Origin of the sequence: Acinetobacter sp. V2 (assembly GCF_001188385.1) — a bacterium.
GTDB lineage: Bacteria > Pseudomonadota > Gammaproteobacteria > Pseudomonadales > Moraxellaceae > Acinetobacter > Acinetobacter oleivorans.
This window is the reverse complement of the sequence record NZ_JZFB01000001.1, coordinates 773236-781267: the sequence shown is the minus strand read 5'-3', so window position 1 is coordinate 781267 and position 8032 is coordinate 773236. Positions and strand designations below refer to the sequence as shown.

Sequence of the window (8032 nt, the reverse complement as noted above, 5' to 3'; positions counted from 1 at the left end):
CAAAAATTTTACCTTAAGTGCTATCACGACTTTTGTGATTGGCATGGCGCTCTATGGCTTGGGTTACATGATTCCCGTGTTTCTTGGGCAAGTCCGTGAAATGAACAGTAGCCAAATTGGTCACGTCATGATGGTGACAGGCATTGTCATGTTCTGCTTTGCGCCATTTCTTGCGTGGCTTATTCCTAATTTTGATACCCGTAAAACCGTATTTGTCGGAATGATTTTGGCTGGGTTTGGTGTATGGCTCAATTCACATTTGAGCATTCACAGTGATTACGACTTTATGTTCTGGCCGCAAATTTACCGTGGTATTGGTCTCATGATCTGCCTGATTGTGGTTTCGCATTTAGCCATGAGCACTTTGCCACTCAGCAAAGTAGCCGATGCCAGCGGTATTTATAACCTGATGCGTAATATCGGCGGCGCGGTTGGACTAGCTCTCATTAACTCATCATTAGATTGGCTGACTGCGCTACATATCACGCAGATTAATCAGTCGATGACACCGCAAAACTGGATTTTTACAGAAAGACTCGATCAACTCACAGCGCAATATCAAGAAGTCGGTGCAAATGCACAACAAATCGCGCTCAGTGTGATCTATCGCGACATTCATTTTCAGGCACTGACATCGAGTTTTAATGATTTATTACGCATGCTCGCAATCATTATGTTTGTGACCGCATTTTTAACCATCTTTATGGATCGGGGGAAGAAAATGAACATGTAGCGATTTAGAAATAAAGAGCAGCTTTCAAAGAATGAAAAACAATAGGGCATATCAAAACGTATCCCTTCATAGAAAAAGAACATTGAGATGAGTTTTCCAAAATCGGTTGATGAGATCGGGGAACTCGCAAATTAGAGGTGGAAGGTTAAAGGATTATGATTAATACAACGTATAAACTAATTTCAAAATTGAACCTGAAAAACACGACTTATGGTCAATATTTTGAAAAAGAGCAAATCGATACTGAGCGATTAAAAGTGATGTATTCCATTTACGAACAGTATTATGAAAATACGAGATTTTCTATTTTCGTAGATGATTTCCAAAATAAAAGTGGTGCAATCTTAATTTTTGATTCACAAACAAATGAGATTGTTGGCTTCTCTACCGTTGTGGTGCAGCATTTCTACTTAAACGGTAAGGACTACACCGTATTATTTAGTGGTGATACCGTCATTTTGAAGAAGTTTTGGGGTACGCGTAGTCTACAAAGTACCATGCTCAAACTCATGATCAAGTTAAGAGTGAAATATCCATTTAACGAACTCTATTGGCTCCTGATTTCTAAAGGCTATAAGACCTATCTCTTACTTGCCAATAACTACTATGTGTATTACCCAAACATTAAAGATGAAAACCAGCATCTTTCGGAAGTCGTCGAACACTACTGTGAGAAATTCTTTGGCGAATATTATGATAAAGATGCAGGCCTGTTAAATTTTGGAGATGACTATCAACCTTTAAAAGGTGAGGTCGCACCAATTACTGCCGAAATGAGAGAAAAGAACCCAAATATTCATTTCTTTGAGCAGTTGAATCCGACATGGAAAGCAGGCACAGAACTGCCATGTATTGGTCGATTAGGCTGGAAAGATATTGCTCGTTTCCCCGTGAAGCTCATTACTAAACCTACAAGTAAGGGAAAATTTGAAGCCTGTGTAACGTCTAAAACAAAACGTAGAGAGGCCATCCAATGAAATCTAATGAATGGCTAACGCTTGGCTCGCATCTGATTTTAAAAAAATGGTGTGATGCATCTGACCGTAATTTCCAAAAACAGTTTAATGCTTTAGAAGCAACACAACGTCAAATCTTGCATTCGATTTTACAGACCTCTACGTTTGCTAAAGATAAAAAAGTTCAAAACTATGAGCAGTTTGTAAAAGCATTTCCTGCGACACGTTATGGCGCTTGGCGAGAAGACATACAACGTTACCGTGAACAAAAGTTGTCACTGTCTAGCAGTAAGCTAGTCCGTTTCCAGCCGACCAGTGGTTCGAGTGAACAAATCAAGTTTATTCCATATACCAAGCTGTTTTTAGATGAGCTTGATCATGCGATTGCGCCGTGGATGGCGAGTTTATACCGTAAGTGTCCAGAGCTGAGTTCGGGCACACATTATTGGTCAGTGTCGTGGTTGCCTGAAAGCCAGCGTGAAGTTTTAAAAGATAAAAACCTAAATGATGATAGTGCGCTACTCGGTGTCGGTAAGCGAATTTTGTCTAAGTTTACTCAAGCCGTTCCAAGTAATGTTGCCTTTGCAGCCAATGCCGATGATGCACTGTTTGCCACCATTTGTTATTTGGTCGCAAACCGTAACCTAGCCATGATTTCGGTGTGGAGTCCAACGTTTGCGCTGCAATTGCTTGAGCGTTTGGAGTTGCTACAACAAGACGTGATTGAGGTTTTACAAAGTGGTAAATGGGGTAGCCGTCAGGCTTCATTAAAAGAAGTCACTGCACCGCATAGCCCTGAAAGTGCTCAAGCCCTAATTGACAGTTCAAACGGCGAACAGATCGACTTTAAAAAGCTCTGGCCAAAGTTAAGTTTAGTGTCGAGTTGGGATACCGCAGGTTCAAAAGCTTGGGCTGAAAAATTACAAGAGAAGTTACCCAGTGTGCAGTTTGAAGGCAAAGGTCTATGGGCGACTGAAGGTGTTGTCACGATTCCCTATAACGACCAATACCCATTGGCCTACCAAAGTCACTTCTACGAATTTGAATATTTAGAAGGTGAGAAGCAAGGTCAAATCATTCCGTCGTGGCAGCTTAAACAAGGTGATGTGGTCAGCCCACTGATTACTTCGGGTAATGGCTTACTTCGCTACTGTTTGGATGATTGCTTACGCGTCACTGGCTTTATAGAGCAAATTCCGTGTTTTGAGTTCCAAGGCCGCCGTTTTGGAGTAGATCTGGTCGGTGAAAAACTCGCACCTGAAACAGCTCATCAGTTATTGTCGCAGTTAAATGAAACCGAATCGAAGGCGATTTCTTTACTGGCGATTGATACCCAGCAACAGGTTAAACCATTTTATTGCGTGCTTTTTGAGGGTGACATCCATCACAGCATTAACAATGAATATATCGACAGTATTTTGCGTCAAAACTTCCATTACGAACTTGCTCGAAACTTAGGACAGCTTGATCAACCTCAAATTCGCCAAGCCAATAATGGTTGGAATGCCTATAAAAAACTGGTCATGTTTGATGGCATTATCGAAGGCAATATCAAACCTGAGCCACTTAAAAAAGTCACCCTCAATAGTTTGGAACAACTATGAAAGGGATGAAGCCATTTAACACTCGGTTTTTAACACTTCGACACGCCTTGTATTTAGGCGTGTTGTTAGTGTCGAATACACATGCCATGACTTTAGATGAGGCTTTGTCTGCCAGTTTAAGACATGAAAGTCAGCTTGAGGTCAGCCGTTTAAGCGTAAATCAATCTACCGCTATGCTTGAGCAAGCCAAACAGCGTGATGGACTCAAAGTCAATTTAGTCGGGCAACTGGACTATGAAAGAATAGATACGCCTTCACACGTCCTGTTTCCAACCGAAGGAAACCGTAAAGGTCGAAGTTTGCAATTGCAAGCAGATTATCCGATTTATACCTCTGGTCGCCACCGTTTAGGAATTGATGTTGCCGAAAGTCAGCTTTCTGCACAAAACCAAGGTTTGTCAGATCAAAGATCGGAAACCATCTTAAATACCGTGATGGTCTATACCGATGTATTAAAAAAGAAAGCCATTTTAGAACTTAGACAAAAAACCATGGCAAATCTACAACGGTCTTTATATGAGTCAAAGCGCCGTTTTGACGTGGGCATGATTACCCGTGCTGACTTAGCTCAGGTTTTGGCGCAAGTCGCGCAAGGCCAAGCCGATATTACACAGGCCCAGTCTAATTTAACCGTAAGCGAAGCACAGTTTTACCAAGTGACAGGTGTAACGCCTGAAAACCTTGTCGCGATAAAACAACTACCAGTTATTCCCGCTAACCTAGATGAAATTTTGGCTCAAACCAAGAACCATCCCGCTTTAATGCGTAGCAAATACGAAAAGCAAGCTGCCGAGAAACAATACGCTTTAACTAAGCGTGAACTCTGGCCAACGGTCATGCTCACCAGCCGTGCCGGAAAGCAAGATGAAGCAAGTTATATTGGTTCGGAAAGTAATAACTATATGGTTGGGGTGCAGCTCAATGTACCGCTCTATGACGATGGTTTAAATCGTGCCAATATTAAAAAAGCACAGGCCGATATCGATTTGGCTAATCAAAAAACGCGCAGTCTTGAACTAGATTTAAATAAGCGGACTCGCACGACCTATGCGCAGCTTCAAACCATTCGACAAAATAAAGAAGCATTGGCAAATGCGATAGAGGCAGCCTCTATTGCTTTTGTCTACACACGTAAAGAGTTCGATGTCGGCACTAAAACCACATTTGATTTGCTCAATACCGAACAAAAGTTACTCGATGCAGAAACCCAGAAAACCGTGAATGACCAAGACGAAGTGGTGTTTGTCTATCAGCTACTCGACCAAATGGGGTGTTTAAATAACTTAGTTCCCGTTCAGACCGCACAACAGGTGAATAATGAATAAAACAAATCCACCACTTGCTGACAATACGCTGATTACCAGAGAAGCAACTTTGGCAGATGATCAGGCTTTACGAGACTTAATTGCCGTACCGATGACCACCAAAGGCATACAAATTAGCTTTCAGCGCGAACCGAGTTATTTTAAAGCGTCTGACATTGTCTATCGACATAAATTACATGTGTTGATTGAAGACACCGAGAGTCAGAAAAATGTCGCTTGTTATAGCAATGGTTACCGTCCATGTTATGTCGATCGGAACGTTCAAAACTTAAGGTACGCGGGCGATTTACGGGTAGATCATAACTATCGTGGTAAGTCACTGGTTAAGGTTCTAGCGAAGCATGTAAAACAAACCATGCATGAACCGAACTATAGCCAAATGATTATTTTTGATGATAACCACGCCGCACGAGCTGCCATCCAAACAGGCAAAACGGGAATGCCTGATTATTATGATGAAGGGCTTATCGAGACATTAAGCCTCACCGACACTGGCGCAAAACGAAAAATCACGGCTTTTTTAAAGCAGACTTCTCCGCAGAGTGATATTCAAGAGATCCGTACATGTGTTGCTGAAGCTCAACATGTGGAAGCGATGAACCAATTTATTAGTGACATGGCAGAGTTTTATAACTTTATTCCTGCCTATAACTTTGAAGAACTGGCCCAAGGACATCAGTACTTTTCAGGAATAAAACTCTCAGACTTTTCACTTTACTTTAAGGGTGAAAAACTTGTGGGCATGTTTGGTTTATGGGATCAGCACAGTATTAAACAAACCAAAATCTTGCACTACAGTTCAGTCATTGGTGTGCTTAGACCTGTTTATAATTTGTTGATTCCAATTACTAAGGGCATGCGTTTGCCTAAACTCGGTGACTCTATTCAGTACCATGTACTACATACGCTTATGTGCCATCCACAAGATTTAGCTTTGCATCATAAAATGCTCGAAGATGCTTATAACAAGTCAAAACAGCAGGGCGTTGGTGTGGTGAGCTTTACGCTTTCACATAAAGACCCGCGCTATCAGTTAAACCAGTTTTATAAAGGTGAGCGCTTAACAGGCATGCATGGTTTTATTAGTTATGAAGGCGATCCAAGACCACATTTTGATAAAAACTTGATTCCATACTTAGAGGTTGGACGTATTTAATTTAAAGCTTGAATTGATACTTTGAATGAAGCCCACGGAAGTGGGTTTTGTTATTTTGAATATGAGCAAGGAAATTGAAGATCAGTTTATAAAAGAAAACTTAGCAATAATTTATAATATAATTATTTAATTTTTAATGGAAAAGTATTTTAATTTTTATTGATGCGTAGTCACTAAACGTACATATAGCGCAACTACTATACAAATCGAAATTTAAGAACATGGTAGTTAAGTGATGAAAAAAAGTTTATTGGGCGGCCTTATTCTGTCTTTGTGCACAACTCCAGCTTTTGCATTAAATATTTTATTGGTTAATGATGACGGTCTAACCAGCAATGTCAAAGCACTTTATGATGAATTAAAAGCAAATGGTCATAACGTGCTTGTGTCTGTACCGTGTTCACCACAAAGTGGTCGTGGTGGTGCAATAGTGATGTATAGCTCAACCACCATTTCTGCGGATAATGATAAACAAATTGCGGCTGAAAATGGTTGTCACAATGGCGCAGCACCAATTGGAGCACCTGCTTCTGGAACCTTTACCAAAGCGGGTTATACCAATGGGGACTGGAACTACACGCATGGCACACCAGTGATGGCAACAGTTTATGGACTGGATGTGGTTGCACCAAAGCGTTGGGGTAAAGCGCCGGACTTAGTTTTATCTGGCCCGAATGAAGGACAAAATGTCGGAAAAGTCGTGGTGCACTCTGGCACGATTGGGAATGTACAGTTTTCGGCAGGACGCGGGATTCCGTCTATTGCCTTAAGCGCCGATACAAACACTGTAGATGATAAAACGTTAAACAACCCTAACTCTGCGATTGTGGCAAAACAAACTGTAGTGTTATTAAAAGAATTACAAGCTAAGGCAGGCAAAGGCCAATTGTTGCCAAAAGGCATCACCTTAAATGTTAATTTCCCTAAAAATTTAACAACCAGCACACCTTTTGCATTTTCAAAAATTGGGACGTATGACTTATATAAATTGAAGTTCCAAGTGACCAAAGATAGTAAAGGCAATAACCAATTTGGCCTAGGAATAGACGCGGCACCATCGGCACCAACAGCCGCGCAAATGTCGGATGAAAGCGCCGTAGTGCAAAGTAAAATTGCTGTAACTGCAATGCAAGTTGCTTATGACCAGCGACCAGCAGCTCAAGAATGGCTTAAAATTCGTTTAAAAAGCCTATTTAACAAGTAAGGAGAAAGACCATGAAACGTTGTTTGTTGGTTTTACTTCTTGGGCTTGGCTTGGCGGCTTGTAATGACGATGACAATAATGACCAAGTCTCGACTGAAAAACCTGCACTAGCTCCGAGCTTAGACGTTGGTACTTATATTATTAGTACCGAAACTGATCAAGAGTTACCTATGGCGGGCAAATACTATTCTGGTGCAGATGGTTCTAAATTATTGGTTTTAGATGATGACGAAAACCGTGCCAAGATTGTGATGAGCTATGACGCAAAAACAAAAGCTTGGCAGAGCAATCAGTCTAACCAAGCGATGACCGTTGAATTGGCACACTATGAAAAAATTGATGATCAGAAAATTACGCTGAATCAATTGGTCGGCAATTACGATTTATCTTTTCCAGATGGAACAATGGTAAATGCCGAGGTAAATGCACAAGGCAAAATTGTCTCGAAAGACCCGAATTGTGTATTTACAGGTGTTATTACTGAAAATGCATTAGCCAATACTGCAAACTATCAACTGACCGATAACAAGTGTGATGCGCTAAAAAATAACTCAAAAGGTTATGTTTTGGTAGATGAAGACTTAGAACCTATGAGTTTTAGACTCGTATCTGACACGGTTGCATCAAAAGATATTTGGGCATTTGCACAATCTTAAAAATAAAAAGGCAACGGACTCATTTCGTTGTCTTTTCATTCCAACCTATCTTGTGCCGTTGAAACAATTAACATGGTTTGAAGGTAATAATCTACACGTGAGTGATTATTGTCCTTCAAAAGAACGTCTCATAGAAATGAGCCTAACCTTTCAAAAAGACGGCCTTAAACACGAGGTCATGTCGATTATCAATGTTCAAAAAGAATTAACACTAATTGAAAAACTCCGCAAAATTTATTACTTACACGCTGACTTACATGGACTTTACCATTTGCCGTTTAAAGCGATTTTTGAAATTGCTAAAACACATCCAAAGGCTTATCAAAGCGTAGTTGATTATCGAAATTGGCTGATTAATGAAATCTATAAACTGCTTCTAACGACTAATCAAAATGCTA

7 protein-coding genes and 2 pseudogenes are annotated in these 8032 nt (G+C 40.6%); 8 read left to right on the top strand and 1 reads right to left on the bottom strand.

Features of this window, described 5'->3' with window-relative positions:
* From UC75_RS20015 to UC75_RS03510, 7 genes are all read left to right on the top strand, one after another.
* Positions 1-733 (top strand): MFS transporter (locus tag UC75_RS20015; protein WP_228137056.1); only part of this gene is annotated, 733 nt, incomplete at its 5' end.
* Positions 734-921: 188 nt separating this feature from the next.
* Positions 922-1710: a hypothetical protein gene (locus tag UC75_RS03535; protein ID WP_171065166.1), complete on the top strand. Its 789-nt coding sequence runs from the start codon at positions 922-924 to the stop codon at positions 1708-1710.
* On the top strand, positions 1707-3293 hold the full coding sequence (locus UC75_RS03530; protein WP_049836706.1) for a GH3 family domain-containing protein: 1587 nt from the start codon (positions 1707-1709) through the stop codon (positions 3291-3293). The genes UC75_RS03535 and UC75_RS03530 overlap by 4 nt, the downstream gene beginning before the upstream one ends.
* Positions 3290-4618, top strand: coding sequence for a TolC family protein (locus UC75_RS03525; RefSeq protein ID WP_049836705.1), 1329 nt, complete (start codon positions 3290-3292; stop codon positions 4616-4618). The genes UC75_RS03530 and UC75_RS03525 overlap by 4 nt, the downstream gene beginning before the upstream one ends.
* Positions 4611-5774 carry a hypothetical protein gene (locus UC75_RS03520; protein ID WP_049836704.1) on the top strand — a complete coding sequence of 388 codons (1164 nt, stop codon included), beginning with the start codon at positions 4611-4613 and terminating at the stop codon, positions 5772-5774. The genes UC75_RS03525 and UC75_RS03520 overlap by 8 nt, the downstream gene beginning before the upstream one ends.
* A 232-nt stretch (positions 5775-6006) precedes the next feature.
* Positions 6007-6978 carry a 5'/3'-nucleotidase SurE gene (gene surE, locus UC75_RS03515; protein ID WP_128825126.1) on the top strand — a complete coding sequence of 324 codons (972 nt, stop codon included), beginning with the start codon at positions 6007-6009 and terminating at the stop codon, positions 6976-6978.
* 11 nt (positions 6979-6989) lie between these two features.
* Positions 6990-7634: a hypothetical protein gene (locus tag UC75_RS03510; RefSeq protein ID WP_049836702.1), complete on the top strand. Its 645-nt coding sequence runs from the start codon at positions 6990-6992 to the stop codon at positions 7632-7634.
* A gap of 35 nt (positions 7635-7669) precedes the next feature.
* Here the strand turns inward: UC75_RS03510 and UC75_RS18615 are convergent.
* Positions 7670-7750: pseudogene (locus UC75_RS18615) on the bottom strand (phosphohydrolase); the annotation flags it as partial.
* On the opposite strand from UC75_RS18615, the pseudogene UC75_RS03505 reads away from it, so the two are divergent.
* Positions 7738-8032, top strand: a pseudogene (locus UC75_RS03505) (TetR family transcriptional regulator); the annotation flags it as partial. The pseudogenes UC75_RS18615 and UC75_RS03505 sit on opposite strands and share 13 nt — an antisense overlap.

Excerpts from the sequence above, each read along its gene's own strand:
- UC75_RS03530 (WP_049836706.1), top strand. The coding sequence starts at position 1,707 with ATGAAATCTAATGAATGGCTAACGCTTGGCTCGCATCTGATTTTAAAA.
- UC75_RS03520 (WP_049836704.1), top strand. The coding sequence starts at position 4,611 with ATGAATAAAACAAATCCACCACTTGCTGACAATACGCTGATTACCAGA.
- UC75_RS03510 (WP_049836702.1), top strand. The coding sequence starts at position 6,990 with ATGAAACGTTGTTTGTTGGTTTTACTTCTTGGGCTTGGCTTGGCGGCT.
- UC75_RS03525 (WP_049836705.1), top strand. The coding sequence starts at position 3,290 with ATGAAAGGGATGAAGCCATTTAACACTCGGTTTTTAACACTTCGACAC.